This is a genomic window from Rhodococcus sp. 05-339-2 (genome assembly GCF_002258965.1).
Classification (GTDB): Bacteria; Actinomycetota; Actinomycetes; order Mycobacteriales; family Mycobacteriaceae; genus Rhodococcoides.
In genome coordinates, this window is the sequence record NZ_NOYW01000004.1 from 520,117 (window position 1) to 543,455 (window position 23,339).

The following is a 23,339-nucleotide window of genomic DNA, read 5'->3' on the forward strand; positions in this document are numbered from 1 at the left end:
GGAGTTCTCACACAGGGCTGAGTCCTGTTCGCAGCAAACAGAATTCGTTACCTTCGGGATCGGCGAGCACGTGCCACGACTCCTGGCCGGTCTGACCGATGTCCACTCGTCGTGCGCCGAGGGTGAGGAGTCGTTCCAATTCGGCGTCCTGATCCCGATCGGTTGCGCTGACGTCGATATGCAAGCGAGGCTTCGCCTTTTCGGGATTCTCGTTACGACTGAGGATGATGGTCGGTTGCGACCCTCCGAACCCGTCGCGCGCACCGATCTCCACGGAACCGTCGTCCTCCCTGTCCAATACGACGAAGCCCAACACCTCGCACCAGAACGTGGCCAAGGCCTCGGGATCGCGACAATCGAGTACGAGTTCACTGATTCGACATGCCATGGGCGCGAATCTACACCTGGCACAGGGTCGAAAAGCGCGTTGACGGTCGACCTCCGCCGAACACCTTTGTTTTCATAGGAATTGCCCGGGTATGCGCCCTTGATGCCCGATTCAGCGACATCACCCGCACCGACCGAAGCAGACCCCGACGACCCCCGTAAGGCGGATTCACCTGCGGATCTGACCAAGCCGTCCTGGATCTACGTACTGAAGAAGACCGCTCGTGAGTTCTCCCGCGACCAGTGCACCGACCTCGCAGCCGCGCTGACCTACTACGCCGTCCTCTCGCTCTTCCCCGCGATCCTGGCCATCGTGTCGTTGCTGGGCGTGTTCGGTCAAGGGCAGGCCACGGTCGACGGAGTACTGCAGATCGTCGGCGATCTCGGACCCCAATCGGCGGTCGACACCCTGCGCGAGCCGATCGAACAGCTCGTCCAGGCACCTACCGCGGGCTTTGCGTTGATCATCGGTATCGCCGGTGCGCTGTGGTCTGCGTCCGGCTACGTCGGCGCATTCGGCCGCGCGATGAACCGCATGTACGAGGTGGACGAGGGCAGGCCCATCTGGAAGCTGCGTCCGGTGATGCTTCTGGTCACGCTCGTCGCTCTCGTACTCATCGCACTCGCCGCCGTCATGCTGGCGATCAGTGGGCCCGTAGCGAAAGCTGTGGGCGACGCCGTCGGACTCGGTGATACCACTTTGACAATCTGGAACATCGCGCGCTGGCCGCTGGTCCTGATCGTTGTCGTACTTGCGGTGGCGATCCTGTACTACGCAACACCGAATGTGCAGCAGCCCAAGTTCAAATGGATCAGTTCCGGTGCCGCCGTCGGCATCATCGTGTGGATTCTGGCCACCGTCGCGTTCGGCTTCTACGTCGCGAACTTCTCCAGCTACAACAAGACCTACGGATCCCTCGCTGGAGCCATCGTGTTCCTGCTGTGGCTCTGGATCACCAACTTGGCCTTGCTGTTCGGAGCCGAACTGGACTCCGAACTCGAACGTGGCCGTCAACTCCAGGCAGGCATCGTCGCCGAGAAGCGCCTGCAACTGCCGCCCCGGGACACCCGCGTCTCGGATAAGAACGACGAGAAGGATGCGCAGGCCGTGGAGCAGGGTCGCGCACTTCGGGAGCAACACAACCCGGAACAGTGAGCTCAGCGAAAGAGCTAGACTTCCCGACGCCGTGCCCAACCACCTTTGGAGTCTCCACATGCCCCAGCTGAAGACCGTCAGCGAATTCACCGGCAAGTGGTTCGCCCTGATCGTCGTGGCCGCAGGAGCGCTGGCCCTGATCACTCCCGACACGTTCAGCGGCGGCACACCGGCCGTTCCGTGGCTGCTGTCGATCATCATGCTCGGCATGGGAATGACGTTGCGGCTCTCCGACTTCGCTGTCGTCGCCCGGCGACCGTGGGCACTGTTGCTCGGGGTCGCCGCGCAGTTCATCGCGATGCCGCTCCTCGGACTCGGTATTGCCAACGCGCTCGGACTGTCGGCGGCACTGACCGCAGGCATGGTGTTGGTCGGCTCCGCACCGGGCGGTACCGCATCCAACGTGATGGTCTATCTGGCCAAGGGCGATACCGCACTGTCGGTGGCGATGACCTCGGTGTCCACCCTGCTCGCACCGATACTCACGCCGCTGCTGGTGCTGTGGCTCGCCGGTGAGTATCTGCCGGTCGACGCCGGTGGACTGTTCGTCTCGATCCTGCAGATCGTGCTGGTACCGGTGGTACTAGGAGTTGTTCTGCGCCTGCTGTTTCCGAAGATCATCGACCGCATGCTCGATGCTCTGCCCTTGATCTCGGTCGCCGGAATCACCGCCGTCGTCGTTCTCGTCGTGGCTGCCAGTGCACCCACACTGCTCTCGATCGGAGCACTCATCGTCGTGGCCGTGGTTCTGCACAATTCGCTCGGACTCGCGGTGGGGTACGGCATCGGCAAGGCGTGCGGACTCGATGTCGCCAGCCGACGCGCGATCAGCATCGAGGTGGGTATGCAGAACTCCGGCCTGGCCGCAGCACTTGCGTCGGTCCATTTCAGTCCCGCGGCGGCTCTGCCCGCCGCCATCTTCTCCGTGTGGCACAACGTCTCCGGCTCACTTCTGGCCAGCTACTGGTCCAGGCGATCGATCGAACCGCGGCCGGCCGAGCGCACGCCGGAACCGACACGTACGACGACCGAGTAGAACCCGCACGCTGGATTTCGACACAGAATCCGGTGCAGCTGACCGCGCTGAGCGCGGTCGGCTGCACCGGATTTTTCGGTTCTGCTCCGCACCGTCCTTGCGTTATCTGCATTCATTATGCAATATATGCATTACGCTCAGTGTCCGCCGAGCTCGACGTCGAGGAGGCCCCATGATCACAGTGACCAGCGCCGCGGGTGGTGTCGGCCGCTTGCTCGTTCGACAGCTCGCTGCGCAGAACGTGCCGGTTCGGGCGGTGGTCAAGAACACGACGCAAGCCGAGACCACCCGCGGCGACGGAGCCACCGAGGTCGTCGTGGGTGATCTCCGATCTCAGGACACGCTCCATACCGCCCTGGCAGGGGCCGACGTCCTCTACCACGCTGCACCGACGCAGATCATCGACGAGAAGCCGATCATCGATCACCTGATCGCAGTGGGACCGGCAAGCGGATTGCAGCACATAGTTTTTCATTCCGTGATCCATCCGAACCTGCACCAACTGTCGCACCATCACCAGAAGGACATCGCCGAAGGGATGCTGCGCGACAGCGGAATTCCCACTACGGTGCTCAGGCCGTCGCACTACATGCAGAACTACTTGGAAGTGTGGGAATTTCTGCAGGCCGGAGTGATGCCCTACCCGGTTTCACCGGACAGCGTCATGGGCGTTGTCGACGTAGCCGACGTGGCCGAAGCCGCCGCGAACATCCTGATCGACCCATCGCCGCACGAAGGTCGCGTCTACGACCTGTCCACCGTGGAACTCACGCGTCACGAGATGGCAGAGATCTGGTCCGATGTGCTCGGCCACAAGGTGACTGCCCTTCGAATCCCGCCGTCGTCGCTGACGAACTCACTGACGGTGCTGCCTGCGCTTGCCCCGGTCATCGGACATGCGTTGGTCTCGACCAAACTGAAATCCATCGGCCACCTCGTTCGTGGCGCCAAGGCTGCGTCCAACCCGCGTGACATGAAGAACTGGCCCGCCGACGCACGCACGGCGTACCGAACGATGATGACCCACTACGACGGCTACGGCCTACCGGCAGGAGACCTGAAGGTTCTTCCGACGCTGCTCGGCCGTGCTCCCACATCGTACGAACAGTTCGCACGGCGTTCGGCCGCTGAGCTCGGACGGTCGGACCGATGATGCGCCGAGGGCCCCACTACCGTCCCGGCCGGTCGTTGGTCACCGGCGCGAGTTCCGGAATCGGTGCCGAATTCGCCCGAGCGCTGGCGGCACGAGGATCCGATCTCGTACTCGTCGCACGACGAGAAGAGCGACTGACCGCTCTGGCGGAGGAGCTCGAGCAGAAGCACGGAATCCGTTGCCGCACAGTGGCCTGGGACCTGTCGGAAAAGTCGAGCGGACGCCGACTGCGCGAGCTGGTGCCCGAGCGGATCGATCTCGTCGTCAACAATGCAGGGTTCGCCGTACAGGGACCGTTCGCGGACGGCGATGCCGACGACTTCGAGCGCCTCGTCGCCGTCGACATCCGCGCGGTCGTCGACATCTGTTCGGCGTTCCTGCCGGACATGATCGACCGCAGGGACGGGACCATCGTCAACGTGGCCAGCACGACTGCGTTCCAGCCCGTTCCGTCGCTCGCGGTGTATGCGGCCGCCAAAGCATTCGTTCTGAGCTTCAGCCAGTCCCTGTGGTACGAGTCTGCCAAGAACGGAGTCAGGGTGTTCGCACTCAATCCCGGGCCGACCCGCACCGAATTCTTCGATGTCATCGGAGACTCCGCCGCAGCGACCGGTACCTACCAAACACCGAACGAAGTCGTGGCCACTGCCATGCGCGCACTCGACGCCAGAAGGTCTCGGCCGCAGGTGATCTCGGGCCGACGAAATACTGCTCAGGCCATCGCGGCGGGTCTGGTCCCCGCGCGAATTCTGTTGCCCGCCCTCGCGCGCATGCTTCACTAGTACGGTTCCGAACGCGGCGTTCTCCCGACTCCCCCACCGAAATGTAGTGTCACGAACATGGCCAGGGTCTCCAGATTCACACTCGCCGACCGGCAGGAAGCGGTCGCGCGCGCCTTCGGCGGTGCCGAAAGCCCAGCGAGCGTGGCGACCTCGCTGGGTATCCACACCACCACGCTCTATCGCTGGGCCGGATCGTCGACCACCGACGAGCCCGGGCCCGCAGCGGCCCGACTGATCGAGGCCACCCAGGAGCTGTTGCGTCACGCCGACTACTCGGACATCACGATCGAAAGCGTTGCTGCCCGATGCGGTCTCGCACCGAGAACGGCGTTCCACCACTTCCCCACCAAACGTGAGCTGTTCCAAGCGGCGGTCGACGACGCCGCCACCGTACTGATCGGCCGCATTCACGAGGGCTCGATCACCGCGACGTGGCCCGACTCGCCCCTCGAGCAACTGCAGACGTTTCTACACATCGCGGCCGCGAGCATCTACGACACCCCGCGTACCCATGTGCTGTTCCGCAACCTCGGAGTACCGAGATCCGAGGGCTCGGCAGAACGCTGGCACGACAGCTTCGTCGATGCGATCGCACAACTACTGAGGGCCGCGGCGGAAGCACGACAGATTCGCAGCGACACGGACATCGTCGCGACCGCGCACCTCCTCACCGGAGCCATGCGAGGGATCCACACAGCAGTATTCGAGGGCACGGACCCTGCCACCGCATTGAGCCTCGTCGACAGGGTTCACTTGTTGGTCCCACCGCGCTGACATCAAGTACGAGTCGAATACCTGAGCACAACAACGGAATTACGGTTCGGTGAAGGGCCGGTCGCACTACGCCCGCGAACGAAAATCATCTCGAGCTGGACCTGCTACCTCGACTTGTACTTCTCTCGGTGTGGTCATCGATCTCTCTCGGCCAACCCCGCCCATACGCCGTGACGTTCCTCGAACGTCATGCAATGGTCGTAACACGAGTCGATGACCGGACACGCCGTGCAGATCAGCTTGGCGGCGCGTTCGCGCTCGGACTGTTCGCGACTGCTCTCGTTTCCGTCGCCGTAGAACAGATACCCGAAGCCGCGACAGTGTGCGTCTGCCTGCCATACCCACTGTTCGACCAGTGGCACCAGCACTTTCCGATTCCCGCTGTTCATTGCTTTCGACCCAGTCTTCTTTCACTGCGCACGATGGGCCCCGAGGCGTCCTGCCTCGGGGCCGATCGATCAGTCCGTGGTGATGACTTTCCCTCGAGTTTCGGGAACCAGAAGGCACCCGAGCATTCCCACGACCGCTCCGATGACTCCGAACCCCATTGCACGATGGATGTTTCCGTCGGCCAGCATGATCGCGAACAGCGGAAACAGTCCCGACCCGATACCGCGTGCCACGTAGTACGTGGCACCCGAACCGAGGGCTCGGTAGCGCGTGGGGTAGAACTCCGATATCCAGGTGCCGATCACACCGAATCCCGCATAGCCGATGGCACAGCCGGCCAGAGCTGCTGTGGCGGCGGTCCACACACTGCCCGTACCGGCAGGCATCTCGGTGTCCGACCCGATCGACAGAAACAGCCCGAATCCGACCACACCTACTGCACAGGACCAGAATGTGGATCCGCGGCGACCGATCCTGTCCGACAACGCTCCGAACGTGATGTACGAAGCGATGCCGAGCACAGTTCCGATCGAAAGCACGATCGTCGCCCAGCCCAACGACAACCCGGCGTATTCGCGCAGGTAGGTGGGACCGAACGTGATGTAGCAATAGCTGGCGGCGAAAATTCCGGTGGCGGCAAGGGTCAGGAACAGTCCACCGACGATCGTTCGACGCTTGTCGGCCGCGCTCGTCAGCTGCTGCGCTTCGGTAGGTTCCACGGCGACCAACGGCGGTGCGTCCTTGGCTGCGCGCCACACCTTGGATTCCGGCAGCATCCGGAAGGCGAACAGCCCCACTGCGACGCTCATGGCTCCGATGATGACGAAGCCGGTACGCCAACCGGATTCCGATCCAAGCGTGGTGATGGTGCCGAACAGAATTGCCTGAGTGATAAGAGTTCCGCAGATGAACATCCCCTGCAGAACACTCCCCATCAGTCCTCGGTTTCGCGTCTTCCACGTCTCGGTGAACATCGCGAAGATGACGCCGAAGGCACCGCCCATCGCCACACCCGCCAATACGCGGGTCAGGGTGAAGAGCTCGAAGCTGTCGAGGAAGGCTCCGACGATCGCCAGCACGCCGTAGATGGCGGTGAACGCGACGTAGGTCGGCCGACGGCCCCAACGATCGGCGGTCCAACCGAACAGAAAGCCGCCGGCAATCGACGCGATGCTCTGAGCCGTGATGACGCCGACCACAGCCTGAGTCGATACCGCGAACGAATCGGCGAGATCCCTCAACGGATAGCTCAACAGGTTCAGTTCCATGCTCTCGATGAGGGCACCGGTGATGGCGAAGCCGAGAACTATCTTTCGTTCCTTCGGCGTGTACGCGTTCTCGGCGTTGAGCCGGCTCTCCCCCACTGCGCTGGTCGACTTCACAGTGCTCCGACCTTCCCTGCGCGAGCCCTGACCTTGTTGGTCATCGACCCGATTCCCGTGATGCTGCTGGTGATGACATCGCCGTCGGTGAGGAACCGCTGAGGCGTCATACCCAGGCCGACACCCGCGGGTGTCCCGGTGAAGATCAGATCGCCGGGGTAGAGGGTGACTTCCGCCGATATGTACTCGATCAACTCCGGAATCGAGAAGACCAGGTCCCCGGACGTTCCGTCCTGGACGAGTTCATCGCCGATCCAACACTTCAACGACAGCCGATCGAGGTCCTCGAACTCGTCGGGAGTCACCAGCACCGGCCCGATCGGCGCGTAGTTCCGAAACGACTTGCCGAAGCTGTACTGCGGAGTGCTTCCCTGCAGCTGGACCTCTCTGTCCGAGATATCCTGCCCCACAGTCAACCCCGCGATGCAACTCCATGCGTCGTCCTTCGAGACCCTGGCTGCTTCGCGTCCGATGACCACCACCAATTCGACCTCCCAATCGACGGAGTCGCCCGACAATTCGACGTCGGCGTCCGGTCCGGCGATCGCCGACGGGAACTTGGTGAACAACAGCGGGACCGTCGGCAGCGGTGATCCTGCCTCGCGGGCATGGTCGACGTAGTTGAGCCCTACCCCGATCACCTGACGTGGTCGGGGGCTCACCGGACCCACGTCGGCAGTGCCCGAAGACGCGGCCGGGTGATCGGGGTTCACCGCCGCGGCCCACGCTGTGAACTCCTCCCAGCGCTCGAAGATGTCTTCGATACGGTGGCCGAACCTCTCACCGCTGAGCCGAGCAACGTCGATCTCGGCCCCACCGTGCAGCAAGGTGAGCCGACCCGCATGATTGGCGATACGCATTGTCGAATCCTGTTCTGAGACTGTCGTTGGGCAACACTATGATTGGGACGATTGGTCGCTGACGAGTCGGTAGGTGGACCAGCGCGCGTGTGCACCGATCCTGTCGACCGCCGCCGATACCGAACCTGTCGGGGACACCGCCAGCGATCCGTACTGCTCGATGACCACGAACACGGACGGTCGCTCGTCGGCCGCGGCCGCGGCGGCGCTGCCGGCCGCTTTTCCCTCCGCGGTGCTGTCTTTCGCCGACGCGGCGACCGCGTCCGTTTCGTAGACCGCGACTCCCTCGGCCAGACCGCTCTCGATCGTCGCCCTCGCGATGTCCTCCACCGCCTCGACGAGCGACCCGTTCATGCCCACCCCACCGGTGATCCGGCCCAACAGAATTCGGCCGGTTCGGCCCAGCCCTCCGCGGAAGCGTCGAGTTCCCACCGTTCTTTCGTTCTGGCGGAACAGCGCTACCGCATTTTTCGTGCGCGGTGTCGGTGAATCCAAGGCGGCGAGATACTCCGGGCTCGTCAGTACCTCGACCGAGTCCGTCTCGTAGATGGAGAAGTACTCCACTCGGGCAGCCCCTCTGTCGGGATCCTCGACGAATCGACGGGCGTTGCGGAAACCGGTGACAGCGAGCCTTTCCGGGAAGTGCTCACGTGAGTACCAGTCGTCGAATTCCGGAACATCGTCGCGGTCGACGGCAATCACGTTCATCAATGCGCCGGTCATCAGAACAGACCCTGCCGCTGTTGAAATTTGGTGGGCTTGCCCAACGTCTCGCCATCGCGGCCGACCCACGCTGCGACAGCGTCGATCATGAAGGACAAAGTAGTGGAGGGATATCCGAACTCCTTCTGCAGTGCCGTTCCATCCATCACGTAGGAGGTACCCGTCTCGGTCCCCACGAATCTCGGTTCTTTGCCCAGGATTTCGCCGAATCGGTGCGCAAGCCATCGAATGGACACGATCTCCGGCCCGGTGATGTTCAGCCTCCGTGGCGGCGAGCTGGCAAGCGTCAGCGATCGAATCGCGTAGTCCGCGACATCGCGTTGCCAGATGACGCTGGCATGGCCCATCTCGAGTGGGATCTCGGATCCATCCTGAACTGCCTGCGCAATTTCCTGGAGCACTCCGTACCGGGTCTCGATCGAGTATCCGAGCCGGAAGATCAGCAAGGGTGTCCCGAACTGGAGGGAGTGGTACTCGAACACGCGCTCGCGTCCGACGCAGGAGGCCGCGTATTCACCGATGGGGTCGACCGGATCGTCTTCGCGCGAACCGCCCGTGGCGACATCCGCCAGCGGGTACGTCACCAGGGTGGAGAACGCAACGATTCTGCTGTCGCGATACTTGGTGGCGACCCGACCCGGCAGATAGGCATTCATCGCCCATGTGAACGACTCGTTGCCTGTCGTGCCGAACTTGTTGCCTGCCATGAAGATTACGTTCGCGGCCTCGGGTAGGGCCTGTAGCTGGTCGTCGTCGGTCAGATCCGCGGCGACGCACTTGACGCCGTTGCGCTCGAGAAACGCACGGGTACGCACGTCCGAGAACCGAGCGACGCCGAAGATGCGCTTGTCGGTACCCGCTGCCTCCGCGGCGCGCTTGGCCATCACCGCCACGCTCGGGCCGACCTTGCCACCCACGCCCAGCACTGCAATGTCACCCTCGATGGTCCGCATTGCGTCGATCAGTTCCTGCGACGGTGTTGCGAGCGCCTCTTCGATGGCGTCGACTCCGTCGAACTCGGTGTCCTGTTGCCGGGTTTCTTGCGTGATGCTCACGTGTTGTCCTCTCGTTGTGACCTGTGACATACATCGTGACCCACAATCAACCCACGCAACACCGGTCATATCGCTACCCGAAGAGCGGAAACTATGTGGGTTTCCCACAGTAGGGTGATGGAATGCGGAGTTACCACCGATCGATCGACGAACTGGTCGACGAGGCAGTCGGGCTCATCTGGAACACGTACCGCGGTTATACGAACGACGTGCTCAGCCGGAGCGAACTCGACTATTTCGTCCGTCGCAACATCGAGGTGGTGCTGGACTGCGTAGGACGCGGTGTCACGCCGTCCGGCGAGGAACTGGGCCATGCACGCGAACTGGGTATCTCGCGGGCGCAAGAGGGTGTACCGCTCGAGTCGGTCATTCAAGCGTTTCGCTCGACCGAGCGAGTACTGCTGCTGCATGTACTCCGTAGCCAGGACAGCGCGACGGGGACGACACCGACCGAACTCGCCCTCTCCTGCTTCGACGCGCTCACCAATTCGATGATCGACGCCTACCGTGAGGCCTCGTCCGTGATCGACGCGGTGACGCGCCGAGCCGAGGACGAACTGGCGACAGCACTGACGAACGGCTGGGACGTGGACACTCAGGAGCTGAACCGGTGGACCAGCGTGCTCGGGGTCGATCCGAACGCCGCGCACGTGTGCGCGATACTCACGATGGCCGACAGTGCAGATCCTCTTGCCGGCCAACGACTTCGACGTCAGGTGAGCAGTGCGCTGACCACCGCACGCCTCGGCCCCTCGATATTCGGGGAAGCAGACGGCAGCCTGATCGTCTTCGTACCGCTTCCCGACGGGCCGTCCTCGCTCGGAGCGCTCGACACCGTGCTGACAACATTGCTGAGGCATACCGCCGACTGTCTGGCGGTATCCGTGGGCGAAAGCACGTCCTCCTTGAGAACCGTCCATCGGTCCTTCACACAGGCGAGTGCGGTTCGCAACGCTTCCAACCCCGACCTGACGTCGAGAACCCTGGTGCACTACGCCGACGTACTGCTCGACATCCTCATCAACAGCGATGTGGAAGCACGAGAAAAGTTCGAGATCGACCGCGTCGGACCCATCCGTGACGCGGCGCACCTGATGGACACGATCACCGCTCTGGCCGAATCCAACATGTCGCAATCCGCCACCGCCAAAAGGCTTTACGTACACGTCAACACCGTGTCTGCACGGTCGAAACGAATACAGGAACTGACCGGTCGAAATCCGCTGGTCTTCAACGACCTGGTCGAGTTGTATCTCGCGTCGCGCGTGGTGGTACGAACCCGCATTTCCTGACGAACAGCCGAGTTGGGCATCTCCGGCACGGACCGCAGGTCCAGTGTGGCCTGGTCTCCAATATGCTCGGTCGGTGAGAACTCGGATGATGGAGTCGAATCTTCAACATGCACCGCTTGCGGGCGTGGCCCCGAATACCCTCTATCGCATCATGGCGCTTCGGGTCGCGGTGTTCGTCCACGAGCAGAAGATCGTCGACGAGGCGGAACTCGATGGCGCGGACCTACTTCCGACGACGGAGTTGTTCTGGATCCAGGACGACCACGGCGAGGTGGTGGCAACTCTTCGCGTCCTCGTCGACGACACGGTTCACATCGGACGGGTCGCGACCGCAGCTCATGCGCGCGGTAGCGGCTACGCAGGCGAACTCGTCGATGCCGCACTGACGGCCTACCCCGGGGTAGTCGAAATCTCCGCGCAAGCGCACCTCGAAAAATGGTACGAGCGCTTCGGATTCACTCGGGTGGGAGAGCAATACCTGGAAGCTGGAATCCCACACGTGAAGATGCTGACCCGCGCCGGTTGAGTCAGCCTCGACTCCTCGGATGCGAGGCCGCGACGATCGATCCCCCGAGCACCAATGCATTACCGACCAGAATGCCCGTCACCCCGAACGGCCCGGCGATGGCACCGACCGTGAGTGGGATGAGAATCTGGGCCGACCTGTTCGCCGACATCCGCAATCCCAACGCCTCCCCCTGCGTGGATTTCGGCACGATCGACACCACCCACGACATGGTCAGTGGCTGCGGAATACCCAACGCGATGCCGAGTGCAATCATGACTCCGATAGCTCCGACTGCCTGCACGAACGGCAGCACTGCGAGAGCGATCGCGCCCGCCGCCAGCGAAACATTGAGCAGCACAGTGCGACCGAACTTCGCATCGAGTCTGCCGAGCCCCACTCGGCTGACCACCGACACCCCGGCACGCAACGCCAGCAGCCACCCCACCGTCGTCACCGACACCCCACGCTCGACGGCCCACGCCGGTACGAAGGCATAGAGCAGATCGACCGTCACCAGCACGGCACCGCTGACCGTCAACGACTGCCACATGCCCGGCAGCTTCAGCAATTTCAGCCCCGACGCTTCGCCCTCGGCGGGTTTCTGCGCGCGAATGTGGTTGCGGCCGAGCATCAAGAACAGTGCGGTGGGGAGCGCTACCGCGGTGAACGCACCGGCAGTGAGGATGCCTGCCGTCGTGTTCGGACTCTCGACGCTCGCGCCGCCGAATCTCGACGCGACGGCCGTCACCGCGAGCGGCCCGACCAACTGCCCCATCGACGCGGCGGCAGTCAATGCGCCGAAGGCACTTTCGTTCTTGCCGTCGACGTGGACGTGTGCAACGAACGCCTGCTGCCCGATCATGATCAGAAGATTGCCCAGACCGAACGCGGCCGTGCACGCGAGCAACGCCCACATTGCCGAGAACGCAACGAGTACACCGGTTGCGATCGAGCACAGAACGATTCCCGATACGATCACCACCGGTCCGCCGAACCTGTCGGCGATGCGCCCGATCGGCAGGGCCGCCAATACCGCGGGCGCGGCGAACAGTGCCGCGATCACCGCTAGCGTTCGAGTGTCGGCACCCTCGGCGATCGCCCGATAACCGATCATCAACCGCACCCCGACCCACCCGGCCTGCGCAGTCGTCGCCTGAACGGTCAGAGCAATGGAATCACGAGAAGCCATCAGCGCAAGGGAATTTCGTCGGTTCCTCCGACCAACCTCGACACGTCGTTGATGTCGTCGCGCACCGCCCCGTACCGATCGGGATCGAGGTGGAAGATTGCCAACTGCAGTGCGTACGCAATGGCGATGGGAATGATGAGAGTGTTGTACTCGGAATCGTCTCCGCGTTGCGCGACGAGGAGATGCGTCGGTGCGGGCCGGAAGTGATATCCCGGCGCATCGCTGATCAGAATCGACGTGCCGCCGCGTCGTTCCGCTTCACGGACCAGAGCAGGCAGCTGAGACGGTGCCTCGCGCAGCGCAAATGCAATAAGGACGGAGTCCTCGGTGAAGCTGACGAAGCGCTCGGCGAGGTCCTTTCCCCCGAGACCGAGCTCGACGACGACAAGACCGAGTCGGCGGAGACGACGGGCCAACATATCCAGGGCCGGGCGTTCGTCGGCCTTGGAGAACAGGTAGACCACCCGCGCCCGATGAATGGAGGTCGCCACGTCCACCAGCTGCTCCTGCGGGATGAAGCTCGACAACCGCTCCAGTGCACGGGCCTCGTCGCGCGCGAAGACAGCCAGTTCGTGACCGGTATCGCTGCGCATCAGAGCCGATGCGGTCACGGGTTCGGGGTTGTCGCGTTCGAGATCTGCGCGCAAGTCCGGGAAGCCGCTGTATCCGAGCTTTTGCGCCAACCGCACGACGGTCGACTCGTGAGTTTGCGCGCGGGCCGCAACGGGAGCCGCGCGCAGACTCGACGGCTCGGGCTCGCCGAGAAGCACCGCAATGACCCGTTTTTCGGACGCGCTCAGCGACTTTCCGCTGCTCGCCACCACTGTTCGGAAGCTCATACCCTCCACTTTCCACTGTGTCTGTTGACACACTCAACCACAATCCTGTAAACCTGTGCAAGATTGCAAGTGATCCACAGCACAGCAATCCGGCCGACCTTCTCAGGCCGCATCCGAACATATGTCAGAAAGGCGGCAGGCCGTGAAGGTACTGCTCGGCACACAACACACGATCGAATGGATCGTGCTCGGCGCAACCCTCGTCGTGGGCCTGGCGACGGTCACCATGGCAACCGGGTACGGCGTCGCCGCCGACCCCGGCGTCGGGGCGGGCTTCCTGCCTTTGGCGGGCGGCCTCGGCATGATCCTCGGCGGTGCGATGTGGGCAATTCAGCTCGTTCGAGCACCGCGGACGAGCGCGCCCGAACCGGATCCCGAACTCGAGCCCGCTACCTCCGCGGCCGTCGCGTTCCTCTCCAGCGACACCGAGGAGGACGCCGACGAGGCCGAACTGCCCGATCGCGCCGGTTGGATCAGAATCGGAGTGGTCGTTGCCGCGATCGCCGGAGCCGCACTGGTGCTCCCCACACTCGGCTACACGCTGTCCATGGCGCTGATGCTCGCCGTCGTGTTGACGTTCGTCGGCAAGCGCACCCCGGTGGTCGCCGTCGGCGTCGCAGTGGCCACCACCTTGGCCACCCGGCTGGTGTTCGACGTCTGGCTCGGCACGGCCCTGCCGGCTTCCTCCATTCCGTTCCTCGCTGATTGGGGGTTGTGAGTCATGGGATTTCCCGATCTGATGGCAGGCTTCGTCAACGTCCTGACTCCGACGCATCTGCTGTTCGCACTCCTCGGCTGCGTGCTCGGCATGCTCGTCGGTGTCCTCCCCGGGTTCGGTCCCGCCGCGGCGGTATCACTGCTGATCCCGATCACCTTCGGACTGGACGCCACCACAGCGCTGATCATGCTCGCCGCCATCCTCTACGGCGCTGCGTTCGGCGGCACCGTCACCGCTGTGCTGCTGCGCATTCCGGGTGAGGCGTCGTCCATCGCCACCACGCTCGACGGCTACGAGATGGCCAAGAGCGGACGCGGCGGACCCGCTCTCGTCGTCGCCGCACTCGCGTCGTTCGTCGGCGGACTGGTCGGCGTCGTCGGATTCGTCGTCGTCGCCCCGTTCAGCCGATTCGCACTCGAATTCGGTGCTCCCGAACTGTTTCTGGTCGCACTGCTCGGCATGGCCCTGATCACCAGCTTCTCGGGCAACAACCCCGCGAAAGCCCTGATCAGCGTCGGCCTCGGACTCGCCATCGCGTCGGTGGGCATCGACTCCGGCCAAGGCGTGCAGCGATTCACGTTCGGCATGCCGGAGCTGTTCGACGGCGTCGCACTCGTGGCCGTCGTGATGGGCTGCTTCGGCCTCACCGAGATTCTCATTCAAGCCCGCTCGGCGGGCAGTGCCGGCCGTCGACCGCTGGCCGTCGGCAAGCTACTGCCCACCAAGACGGACATCACCAGGTCTGCAGGCCCGACGATGCGCGGATCGGTCATCGGATTCTTCATGGGCTTGCTCCCCGGATCCCCGGGTGCTGCAACTTCATTGGCGTCCTACGCGATGGAGAAGAAGCTCACCAAGCGTCCCGGGCAGTTCGGTAAGGGTGCCGTCGAGGGCGTCGCCGGACCGGAATCGGCCAACAACGCACTCGCGCTGTCGTCGATGATTCCTCTGTTCACACTCGGTATCCCCACCTCCGCCACAGTCGCCATCATGGCCAGCGCCTTCACCATCAACGGTCTGATCCCCGGCCCACTGCTGTTCCGCGACAACCCCGAAGTCGCCTGGACCATCATCGCCAGCTTCCTCGTCGGCAACATCATTCTGCTGATCCTCAACGTGCCACTGGTGCGCCTGTGGATCGCGGTACTGAAGATCCCGTTCCATTACCTGATGGCGATGATCCTGGCCTTCATGTTCCTGGGCGTCTACAGCATCAACGGCAGCGTCTTCGACATCTTCATCATGCTCGGCGCAGGCGTCATCGGATACCTGTTCCACCTCACCAAGATTCCGCTCACTCCTCTCGTCCTGGCGTTGATCCTCGGACCACTGCTGGAAGAGAACTTCCAACGTTCACTGTCACTGTCCCGCGGTGACTACGGCGTTTTCGTCGAAGGCCCCATCAACAAGGTTCTTCTGCTCGTCTTCATCGCAGCCGTTCTGTTCGGAATGCTGCGCCCCGTCCTGGCTCGCATCCTCTCCCGCCGCGCCACCGCGAACCACCGCATCAAGGAGTCCATCTCATGAGAACACTGCCCATCCTCGTCGCGGCCATCTCCACCGCCGCGCTGATTGCCGGATGCAGCTCGAGTACAACCGATTCGGGGACACCGTTCCCACGCGACGGTGCCACGGTCGAATGGGTCGTCCCGTCCGCCGCAGGCGCAGGCAATGACATCCTCGCCCGCATCATGGCACCGGCGATGGAAGCCGAACTGGGCGTGCCGGTGAAAGTCGTCAACAAGGAGGGCGGCAGCCAGGTCGTCGGCCTGAACTACCTGGCCAACGCGAAACCGGACGGCGAGACCATCGGCTTCACCAACATCCCGTCGATCCTCGGGCGATACCTGGACCCGAGCAAGAAGGCCGGGTTCGATCGCGAAAGCTTCTCGCCCATCGGCTCGTTCGCATCCAACGACATCGTGATCGGGGTCAACAAGTCCAGCCCGTACGCGGACATCGGCGAACTGTTCGATGCGGTGAAGGCCAATCCGGGCACCATCACGGTGGGCACCGACTCCCGCGCGGGCGACGACCACGTCAACCTGCGCACCCTCGAAGACACTCTGGGCCTGGACTTCAACATCGTTCACTACAACAGCGGTGCGGACAAGATTTCGGCACTGGTCTCCGGCGAAACCGACTTCGCGCTCGGCGGAGTATCCAGCTTCTACGGCCAGTTCGCATCGGGTGAGGTGAACATCCTCTCTGTACTCACCGAGGAGCGAAACAAGCTCATCCCCGACGTACCGACGCTGGCGAGCGAGGGATACGACGCCCCGTTCATGACCAACAACTTCGCGATCAGCGCCCCCGCAGGTACCCCGGACGCGACGATGACCACGCTGCAGAATGCCCTCGAGACCGCGCTGGCCGACCCGACCGTTGCCGAGAAGCTCACCGGCGCAGCGACACAACCCGATTGGGTCTCCGGGGCCGACGTCGCGACCCTGTGGGAACAGCGTGAAACCGAGATCGAGCCGATCATCGCCGAACTGCTTGCCGACCAGCAATAAGTCTCCAGAAAGGCATTGATCTCATGAGTACCGAAACCTATTCCGCCACTGCCGTATCCGACGATATGATCGAACGCTTCTCTCGTGTGCCCGCCGCCAACGTCGGCGACGCCCAGGAACGCTTCGGCATCATCGCCGGGCTCCGACCCATCTGGGCAGGCGCAGCGGTCACCGGCCGCGCCTACACCGTATGGACCCGATCGGGCGACAACCTCTATATCCACAAGGCTCTCGACGACGCTCGACCCGGCGACGTCATCGTCGTCAACGGTTCGGGTGACGACACCCGCGCCCTCATCGGAGATCTGATCGGTATCCGTGCGAAATCACTGGGCATCGCCGGCTTCGTCATCGACGGTGCCGTTCGCGACGCCGACGCGTTGGCCGAACTGGGACTACCCGTCTTCGCCCGAAGCGTCACACCGGCCGGGCCCTACAAGAATGGCCCGGGTCGCCTGAACGAGCCTGTCGCACTGGGAGGTGTCGTCGTCTGCCCCGGTGACGTCATCGTCGCCGACGCAGACGGGGTGGTCGTGGTCAAGAGCGCCGATGTGGACGACGTCATCGTCGCGGCCGAGGACGTGGTGGCACGTGAGGCCTCGAAGCGGGAGAGCTTCTCGGCCCGCAGCCACTGAACACCGCCTCAGACAAACAGATCCACCGCTGCAGGGCGACCGATTCGGTAGCCCTGCAGCAAGTCGGCATCGGTTAGTCGTCGTCATCGCCTTCTAAATCGAACACAAAACGCAATGCGGTGTCGATTTCGTCCATCTCATCTACGACACCGACACGTGGCCCAAGAATCTTCGAATTATCAGCTGCGACAACCTGTTCGATTAGTACATACGACGTCACCCGAGCCCCCGTCCTATCGTCGGTGTACTTGATCCGCACGTGGACGTCAGTGAGGTACAACTCGGGCTCTCGGCTGGAAGTTGGGCACACGATTGTACGTTTGGCCGAGGAGACGCTGCTGCTACCCACTTCGACGGCGTAACGGGGCCCCGCCTGTTCGGCACCGCGAGCATCGAAATTCTCGAACGGATAGACGTCTCCTCTCACTTCGCACTGTCCGCTGCTCTACTTACGGGACCTGGCAACGGCTCCATCACGCTGTCAAGGCGTTCGCGAATTGGCTTGATCGCGTCCTCCACAGCAGCCCTGACCTCCGCAGTGAGTTGCAAGCCTCTGATGAGGCCGACCGAAGGATCATCACGGTCTCCGTTTAAGTCAGAAATCAGATTGATTCTTGGGTACACCCCGGCATGTTGCGTCGCCAGCTTGCGTTCGTCGCCCTTCGCAACGTAGACGAGCACCTTTTCGTCGGTCGAGTCACCGATCGACAGCAACGCAGGAGTAAAGCCAGTTCGCAACTTCGAGCGGCGGTCGACTTCATCTGCTTCGATCTCTCGAAACGACCGCTCGACAGCATCCGACGTGACAGCAGACCAACTCGCGTCCTCCGCGCGCTGAGATGGGTCTGCTTCGCTTGCCCGCAGCCCTGCCCTCGTCACGGCGCCCTTAAGTGACCTGGCAAGGAATCGAAGCGCGAAGCGAGTGATGTTAGCTTTGTCATCGGGCAAGTCCAACGTGCGAAATATGCGTTTGAGTTCAGCTCGCAACTCGTAGTCGGCAATCCGTTCGACAAGCTCAGCCCGCATATCTTCGGAAAGATCCGAGTTAATAGCGGGCCTGGCGTCGGGGTCTAGTGCCGACAGCCGGCCTGCGCGCTCCGACCACTTCTGGATGTACGCAAGCGCCTCTTCTTCACGCGGGTTCAGCTGCGCAGAAAGTTTGCGGCGAGTGTCGCGGCGCGCCGTCCCGGCAGTGGTGTTCGTTGGGCTCATGGACTCACACTACGCCGTGGGATCTACTTCGTCGCCCACATCAGCGCACCTACAGAGGCTGTGATCAGTAATTGACTTCGACTCTTCGCCCGCAATGTCAACCCGGCAGGACCGTACAAGAACGGGCCGGGCCGGCTCAACGAGCCGGTGGCGCTCGGAGGCGTCGTCGTATCTCCCGGTGATGTCATCGTCGCCGACGCCGACGGCGTGGTTGTCGTGAAGAGCTCCGAAGTGGAGGTCGTCATCGTCGCTGCCGAGGAAGTAGTGGCACATGAGGCGTCGAAACGAGAGAGCTTCTCCGCCCGCAGCCACTGAACACCGCTTCAGACAAGCAGATCCACCGCTGCAGGGCGACCGATTCGGTAGCCTGCAGCAGGTCGGCCCCGACCGAGATCGCGGCTTCGAGATCGTCGTAAGTCTCGACACCCTCGAACACGCATCGGGCGTCGGTCTTGCGCGCGAACTCAAGCACGAGTTCGGCCAATGCCAGCTTCGCCCGGTTCGCCCTCATCTCGTGGACGACGAAGGCATCGAGCTTGACGATCTCCGGTTCCAGCAGAACGAGGTGACGCATACCCGCGTACGCCGATCCCACATCGTCGACCGCCACGGCCACCCCGCCGCGTCTGAGATCGCCCAGTACAGCCACCACCGCATCCTCGTCGTCGAACGCGGCATGCTCCGTTATCTCGACGACCAGAGGTCGTCGACGAGCGGCGTCGAGCAGTAGTTCGATCAGCGGCGTATCGACCAGTAGCGTTGCAGCGCTGAGATTCACGGCAACGAAGGACTCGCAGGGTAGACGAGCGGACTCGTCCAAGGCCCGGACAGCCGCCGATCGGTCGAGCTCGGGTCCCAGACCGCAGTGCGCGGCATCGGTGAACCATGCTTCGGTATCACCGCCGCCGGGCGGAAAACGAGAAAGAGCCTCGTATCCCTCGATCGCACCGTCATCGGCTCGAACGATCGGCTGAAAGACGATCTGCGGACCACCGCACGCAATCACGGCCTCCACTCGACGCCTCGCACGCAACAGTGTCGAATGCAGCGGCGTCGAGGCACCTCTAGTCGACGACACGGGTCCACACGGGAATCACCGAACGCCGCTGAGCCACAACTGCGATCAGTCCAGAGTGCATGCGGATACGGGAAGGTCGGCGAACCGGTCCATCAGAAACGACGCAGCTTCTCCGCCGTACCCGTCGATCAGCTGCGGCCCGAAATGGTTGGGCAACACCGTACCCTGCAGGATCGGCGGCAACGGATTCGTCCGGAACTCGACCGCGGCACCTCGCCCGCACCAATCCTGGGCCAACTGCCGGGCCTGGCCGTACGGCACCGTGTCGTCGTTGAGTCCGCTGGTGATCATCACCGGTGCGTTCGGCGTACTGCGGCCGATTCGTTGCTCGTCGAAGATCGCTCCGGCCTGCGGGATCCCACGCAGGTTCTCCAACATGGACTTTCCGTCCTTCGTCAGCGTCTCCGTGCGCAGGAACGGGTGCTCGAGAATCGTGTCGCCGATGCATTCCGTCGACAGCTCGTTCAGCACCGCCTTGCCCTGATCGGTGAGTCGCTCGTCCACGAGCGGGCGCAGACTCGGGTCACGTTCGACGAATCCGTTGAGGGCATAACCGATCACACCGCCGATCAGTGTTCCGTCGACCGTCTTCAACACCTCGAGCAGATCGGCCGTCGGAGCCCCGGCCCACGTCCCCTTCAGATTCAGCTCCGGCGCGTACTCGCCGGCGAGTTCCGCGGCGGCCGCGGCAGCCCCACCGCCCTGCGAGTAACCCCAGATGCCGATCGGTGCATTCGCGTCGCCGCCCAATTCGACTGCAGCCCGGGCACCGTCGAGAACTGCATGCGCCTCCTCCACCCTGTTCACGTACGTGTGCAGGCCGGGCGTTCCCAATCCGATGTAGTCGGTGACGAACACGTTCGCCCCCATCGACCCCCACAGCGTCGACGACAGCAGTTCCTGATTGAACGAGATCGACAGTGGTTGTGTCACAGCGTTGATGGAGGTGGGAAACGCTCTCGACGGGGCACATTGATCGCCCTGCCCGACGGTTCCCGGGGCGACGACGATCGTCGGTCGCGGGCCTGCTCCACGCCAGGGCACCTCGGTCTCGACGAACGTGCCCGACACTGCCACCGGCGTATCGTCCTGCGTACGCGAGGTGTACAACACCCGCTGCGCCTGGGCCGGATACGAGCCGTCGATGCCCGGCAGTGCAGCGAACAACGACATCGGCTGGGTTCGATCGACGGATCCAGGGCTGTCGGCCGGCTGGGCAGGCGTGACGTAGAAGTCGTCGACGGGATCGGCGTGCGCGGCCGAGGCACCGAGTGCGGTCACCGAGGACGCGAGGACGGCGGTGACGACAACACCGATCATGCTGCGATACAGATGCATTGGGCTCTTTCTGCTGAGGGGTCAGACAATCGTGCCGAGGTCGCGGGCGACGATGTTGTCCAGCGCTCGTTCGGCCAGCGCCGCGATCGTCATGGACGGGTTGCAGGCCGCAGTGTTGCCCGGCATCAACGCACCGTCGAGAACGTACAGTCCGCGTTGACCGTGAACACGGCCGTCGAGGTCGCACACCGGGCCCATGTTCGCCCCGCCCAACGGATGCCAGGTGGAGGGGAACACCGCATTGGTATCGGTGAGGATGCTGCCCGAACCTGCGATGCGACGCACCGTCGGATCGATGGAACCGTCCTGAATGACGGAGTCGCCGTCGGCCGGCCAGTACAGCTGGGCTCGGTCGCGCGTGGAATCGTAGGCGAAGTGGCCGTGACCGTCACTGACTCCGTAGCCGACGATCATCGTGCTGTGGGCATCGACGCCCAACGGCGGAATGGATGCCTGAATGACCGTGTGCGCGGTGCGCGGATCGTCCCAGTTCAAGCTGCCGAACACCACCGGACCGCCCTGCGGCGTACCGAACTGCTGCTCGATACTCGACCACACGTAGATGCGATCGGCATTGGTACCCCAGCCCTGCCCGAGCTGGTCCGGTAGATCCGGGATGGCACCGGTGGCACCGGCGCGGACCAGCAGCTTGGTGGTGTTCAGACTGCCTGCGGCCATGATCAGCGCACCGGTGGTGAGGACCTTGTTCTCCAACACCGTTCCGTCGGAATCGATTCGGTCGACATGGACGGTCCAGCGACCGTCGGTGGCACGCTCGACGTGCGTGACGTTGTGCTGCGTTGCCACGGTGGCCAGCCCGGTTGCCTCGGCAGCGGCGATGTAGGTGACGTCGACGGAATGCTTGCCGCCGTTGTTCACTCCGAATGCGCCCGCACCGTTGGTGTACGACGGCTTCATCACCCCGCGGGTTTCGTCGAGGGCGTAGTTCCAGTCGATCGGCATCGGAATCTTCGACACGGGCAGACCCGCCCGCCGCGCACTGTCCGCGAACACCCGTGCCGCTCGATAATTTGGCGTTGCGATCAACTCGTCAGGGGCCTGCGCGAGCTGCAGCATCCGCGCGACGCGGGGGTAGTGGACCGCGTTCAACGTGGCCCAGTCGAGGTCGATCGGAAAGAGCGACTCGAAGACGGCCTGCGAGGGCTGCAGCGTCATTCCCTGGTAGATCAGCGACCCGCCGCCCACTCCGGCTGCACACAGAGCGGTCATGTTGTCGCCGGAGACTGCCTCGAGCAGGCCGACGTACGGATCGAACGGAACCGGTCTCCCGAACAGGTTCGGGCTGGAGCCGTACCAGAGCATCCGCTTGTCCGGCGCGGTCGCGTTGGGGAAGGTATCGGCATTCGGCCCTGTGGGCCAACGCCTTCCGCGTTCGAGCACCAGAACCGGGATGCCTGCCTCCGCCAAGCGCAGCGCCGCGACACCGCCCCCGAACCCCGATCCGATCACGACGACTCGATGGTCCTCACGGGTGAGCGGGACCTGAACCCTCGAACGCGGGGCGGCCTGCGCGGCACCGGTACCCGACGCCACGGCAGCAATCCCGGCCATCGCGGTCGCGCCCAGAAATGACCGGCGATTCAGTGTCGACACGTTCCCCCCAAAGGATTGCGGCAACGTACATCGAAACCCGAGTTACGTGTACGCGTCGTGCAAAACTAGACAGAAGAGGACTTGGGTGTCAAGTTTTAGACGCTAAGAAAAGGGCAGAACCGGGATCAACCATCGTTCGAGGTAGCGCCGCAACCCGTCGTCGTGGTGAATGGTGGGGTCGTCGAACAGAATCACCGACAGCCCCACCCGCACGATGACGCCGTCGATGCCGTGGAACTGCGCGGAATCGAAGCCCGGATTGCGCTCGATGTATCCGTCGAGAAACTGGCGTACCACCGGTTGTGCGCGATCCATCATGTCCGGGTCGAACAGTGGGTTCGCGTTGCCCGAGCGCAACAACGAGTTCAGAACCGGTTCGCGCCGAATGAGATTGCGCGCAGCAACCACGGTCTCGACGATGAACTCCGTCGGAGTTTCCGCCTGATCGGCCTTCTCCCTGATACCGCCCAGCACGTCCACGATCAGTCCCACCATCGCCTCGGAGACCATGTCCTCGCGGGTGGTGAAGATCGAATAGACAGTCTGGCGCGTGACGCCCGCAGCGCGCGCCGCCGCAGCGATCGTGACACCCTCGAAGCCGGTCTCGGCGATCAACCCGAGGGTGGCATCGAGAATCTTCTGCTTGGACCGCACCGTCCGAGTATGACGGCAACCCGGCGTTGCGGCCGCATCCGATGACGA

25 protein-coding genes and 1 pseudogene are annotated in these 23,339 nt (G+C 63.4%); 12 read left to right on the plus strand and 14 right to left on the minus strand.

Annotated elements, in window-relative coordinates:
- Nucleotides 1–7: 7 nt before the first annotated feature.
- Nucleotides 8–388 (minus strand): VOC family protein, encoded by a 381-nt coding sequence (locus tag CH273_RS03515; RefSeq protein ID WP_032396570.1) that lies wholly within the window; start codon nt 386–388, stop codon nt 8–10.
- A 102-nt stretch (nt 389–490) separates the two neighbouring features.
- On the opposite strand from CH273_RS03515, the gene CH273_RS03520 reads away from it, so the two are divergent.
- The 5 genes from CH273_RS03520 (at nt 491) to CH273_RS03540 (ending at nt 5,288) form a co-directional block, all read left to right on the plus strand.
- On the plus strand, nt 491–1,543 hold the full coding sequence (locus CH273_RS03520) for a YihY/virulence factor BrkB family protein (protein ID WP_032397217.1): 1,053 nt from the start codon (nt 491–493) through the stop codon (nt 1,541–1,543).
- A gap of 58 nt (nt 1,544–1,601) precedes the next feature.
- Entirely contained in the window at nt 1,602–2,579 is a 978-nt protein-coding gene (locus CH273_RS03525; protein ID WP_032396571.1) for a bile acid:sodium symporter family protein, read from the plus strand.
- 172 nt (nt 2,580–2,751) lie between these two features.
- The gene (locus CH273_RS03530) at nt 2,752–3,732 is read left to right on the plus strand and encodes an SDR family oxidoreductase (protein WP_032396572.1); all 981 of its coding nucleotides are present in this window, start codon (nt 2,752–2,754) and stop codon (nt 3,730–3,732) included.
- Entirely contained in the window at nt 3,729–4,514 is a 786-nt protein-coding gene (locus CH273_RS03535; RefSeq protein WP_230596912.1) for an SDR family NAD(P)-dependent oxidoreductase, read from the plus strand. Before CH273_RS03530 ends, CH273_RS03535 begins: the two co-directional genes overlap by 4 nt.
- Before the next feature lie 57 nt (nt 4,515–4,571).
- Entirely contained in the window at nt 4,572–5,288 is a 717-nt protein-coding gene (locus tag CH273_RS03540; RefSeq protein WP_032396574.1) for a TetR family transcriptional regulator, read from the plus strand.
- Between the two features lie 134 nt (nt 5,289–5,422).
- On the opposite strand, the gene CH273_RS03545 is transcribed toward CH273_RS03540, so the two are convergent.
- The 5 genes from CH273_RS03545 to CH273_RS03565 form a co-directional block, all read right to left on the minus strand.
- The gene (locus CH273_RS03545; RefSeq protein ID WP_032397218.1) at nt 5,423–5,677 is read right to left on the minus strand and encodes a WhiB family transcriptional regulator; all 255 of its coding nucleotides are present in this window, start codon (nt 5,675–5,677) and stop codon (nt 5,423–5,425) included.
- Between the two features lie 69 nt (nt 5,678–5,746).
- Entirely contained in the window at nt 5,747–7,060 is a 1,314-nt protein-coding gene (locus tag CH273_RS03550) for an MFS transporter (RefSeq protein ID WP_032396575.1), read from the minus strand.
- A complete protein-coding gene (locus CH273_RS03555; RefSeq protein WP_032396576.1) occupies nt 7,057–7,920 on the minus strand; it encodes a fumarylacetoacetate hydrolase family protein in 864 nt (287 codons plus the stop codon). Before CH273_RS03555 ends, CH273_RS03550 begins: the two co-directional genes overlap by 4 nt.
- Before the next feature lie 36 nt (nt 7,921–7,956).
- Entirely contained in the window at nt 7,957–8,643 is a 687-nt protein-coding gene (locus CH273_RS27585; RefSeq protein WP_052049850.1) for a DUF4286 family protein, read from the minus strand.
- Entirely contained in the window at nt 8,643–9,698 is a 1,056-nt protein-coding gene (locus CH273_RS03565) for an NAD-dependent epimerase/dehydratase family protein (RefSeq protein ID WP_218829556.1), read from the minus strand. The genes CH273_RS27585 and CH273_RS03565 overlap by 1 nt, the downstream gene beginning before the upstream one ends.
- Nucleotides 9,699–9,820: 122 nt before the next feature.
- Between CH273_RS03565 and CH273_RS03570 the strand changes: the two genes are divergently transcribed.
- Together CH273_RS03570 and CH273_RS03575 are read left to right on the plus strand one after the other, a co-directional pair.
- Complete coding sequence (locus CH273_RS03570; RefSeq protein ID WP_032396577.1) at nt 9,821–10,990, plus strand: PucR family transcriptional regulator; 1,170 nt, start codon at nt 9,821–9,823, stop codon at nt 10,988–10,990.
- An 88-nt stretch (nt 10,991–11,078) separates the two neighbouring features.
- Nucleotides 11,079–11,516 (plus strand): GNAT family N-acetyltransferase, encoded by a 438-nt coding sequence (locus CH273_RS03575; protein WP_032397221.1) that lies wholly within the window; start codon nt 11,079–11,081, stop codon nt 11,514–11,516.
- Nucleotide 11,517: 1 nt separating this feature from the next.
- On the opposite strand, the gene CH273_RS03580 is transcribed toward CH273_RS03575, so the two are convergent.
- Both CH273_RS03580 and CH273_RS03585 read right to left on the minus strand, forming a co-directional pair.
- Nucleotides 11,518–12,687, minus strand: a complete 1,170-nt coding sequence (locus CH273_RS03580) for an MFS transporter (protein WP_052049852.1) — start codon at nt 12,685–12,687, stop codon at nt 11,518–11,520.
- Nucleotides 12,687–13,526 carry a MurR/RpiR family transcriptional regulator gene (locus CH273_RS03585; protein ID WP_082322564.1) on the minus strand — a complete coding sequence of 280 codons (840 nt, stop codon included), beginning with the start codon at nt 13,524–13,526 and terminating at the stop codon, nt 12,687–12,689. Before CH273_RS03585 ends, CH273_RS03580 begins: the two co-directional genes overlap by 1 nt.
- A 142-nt stretch (nt 13,527–13,668) precedes the next feature.
- On the opposite strand from CH273_RS03585, the gene CH273_RS03590 reads away from it, so the two are divergent.
- The 4 genes from CH273_RS03590 to CH273_RS03605 are packed head-to-tail and all read left to right on the plus strand — an operon-like array spanning nt 13,669 to nt 17,395.
- Nucleotides 13,669–14,244: a tripartite tricarboxylate transporter TctB family protein gene (locus CH273_RS03590; protein WP_032396579.1), complete on the plus strand. Its 576-nt coding sequence runs from the start codon at nt 13,669–13,671 to the stop codon at nt 14,242–14,244.
- A 3-nt stretch (nt 14,245–14,247) separates the two neighbouring features.
- A complete protein-coding gene (locus CH273_RS03595; RefSeq protein ID WP_032396580.1) occupies nt 14,248–15,771 on the plus strand; it encodes a tripartite tricarboxylate transporter permease in 1,524 nt (507 codons plus the stop codon).
- On the plus strand, nt 15,768–16,760 hold the full coding sequence (locus CH273_RS03600) for a Bug family tripartite tricarboxylate transporter substrate binding protein (RefSeq protein ID WP_032396581.1): 993 nt from the start codon (nt 15,768–15,770) through the stop codon (nt 16,758–16,760). Before CH273_RS03595 ends, CH273_RS03600 begins: the two co-directional genes overlap by 4 nt.
- A gap of 23 nt (nt 16,761–16,783) precedes the next feature.
- On the plus strand, nt 16,784–17,395 hold the full coding sequence (locus CH273_RS03605) for an RraA family protein (RefSeq protein WP_032396582.1): 612 nt from the start codon (nt 16,784–16,786) through the stop codon (nt 17,393–17,395).
- Nucleotides 17,396–17,468: 73 nt separating this feature from the next.
- On the opposite strand, the gene CH273_RS28425 is transcribed toward CH273_RS03605, so the two are convergent.
- A complete protein-coding gene (locus CH273_RS28425) occupies nt 17,469–17,822 on the minus strand; it encodes a type II toxin-antitoxin system PemK/MazF family toxin (protein ID WP_032396583.1) in 354 nt (117 codons plus the stop codon).
- Nucleotides 17,819–18,607, minus strand: a complete 789-nt coding sequence (locus CH273_RS03615) for a hypothetical protein (RefSeq protein WP_032396584.1) — start codon at nt 18,605–18,607, stop codon at nt 17,819–17,821. The genes CH273_RS28425 and CH273_RS03615 overlap by 4 nt, the downstream gene beginning before the upstream one ends.
- Nucleotides 18,608–18,748: 141 nt before the next feature.
- Between CH273_RS03615 and CH273_RS03620 the strand changes: the two are divergent.
- Nucleotides 18,749–18,922: pseudogene (locus CH273_RS03620) on the plus strand (RraA family protein); the annotation flags it as partial.
- Here the strand turns inward: CH273_RS03620 and CH273_RS03625 are convergent.
- The 4 genes from CH273_RS03625 to CH273_RS03640 all read right to left on the minus strand — a co-directional run bounded on the left by CH273_RS03625 (nt 18,849) and on the right by CH273_RS03640 (nt 23,291).
- On the minus strand, nt 18,849–19,685 hold the full coding sequence (locus CH273_RS03625; protein ID WP_082322566.1) for an EAL domain-containing protein: 837 nt from the start codon (nt 19,683–19,685) through the stop codon (nt 18,849–18,851). The pseudogene CH273_RS03620 and the gene CH273_RS03625 overlap by 74 nt on opposite strands.
- A gap of 45 nt (nt 19,686–19,730) precedes the next feature.
- Nucleotides 19,731–21,023, minus strand: coding sequence for a lipase family protein (locus tag CH273_RS03630; RefSeq protein ID WP_230596914.1), 1,293 nt, complete (start codon nt 21,021–21,023; stop codon nt 19,731–19,733).
- A 21-nt stretch (nt 21,024–21,044) separates the two neighbouring features.
- Nucleotides 21,045–22,637, minus strand: coding sequence for a GMC oxidoreductase (locus CH273_RS03635; protein WP_032396586.1), 1,593 nt, complete (start codon nt 22,635–22,637; stop codon nt 21,045–21,047).
- A gap of 102 nt (nt 22,638–22,739) precedes the next feature.
- On the minus strand, nt 22,740–23,291 hold the full coding sequence (locus tag CH273_RS03640) for a TetR/AcrR family transcriptional regulator (protein ID WP_032396587.1): 552 nt from the start codon (nt 23,289–23,291) through the stop codon (nt 22,740–22,742).
- Nucleotides 23,292–23,339 lie beyond the last annotated feature (48 nt).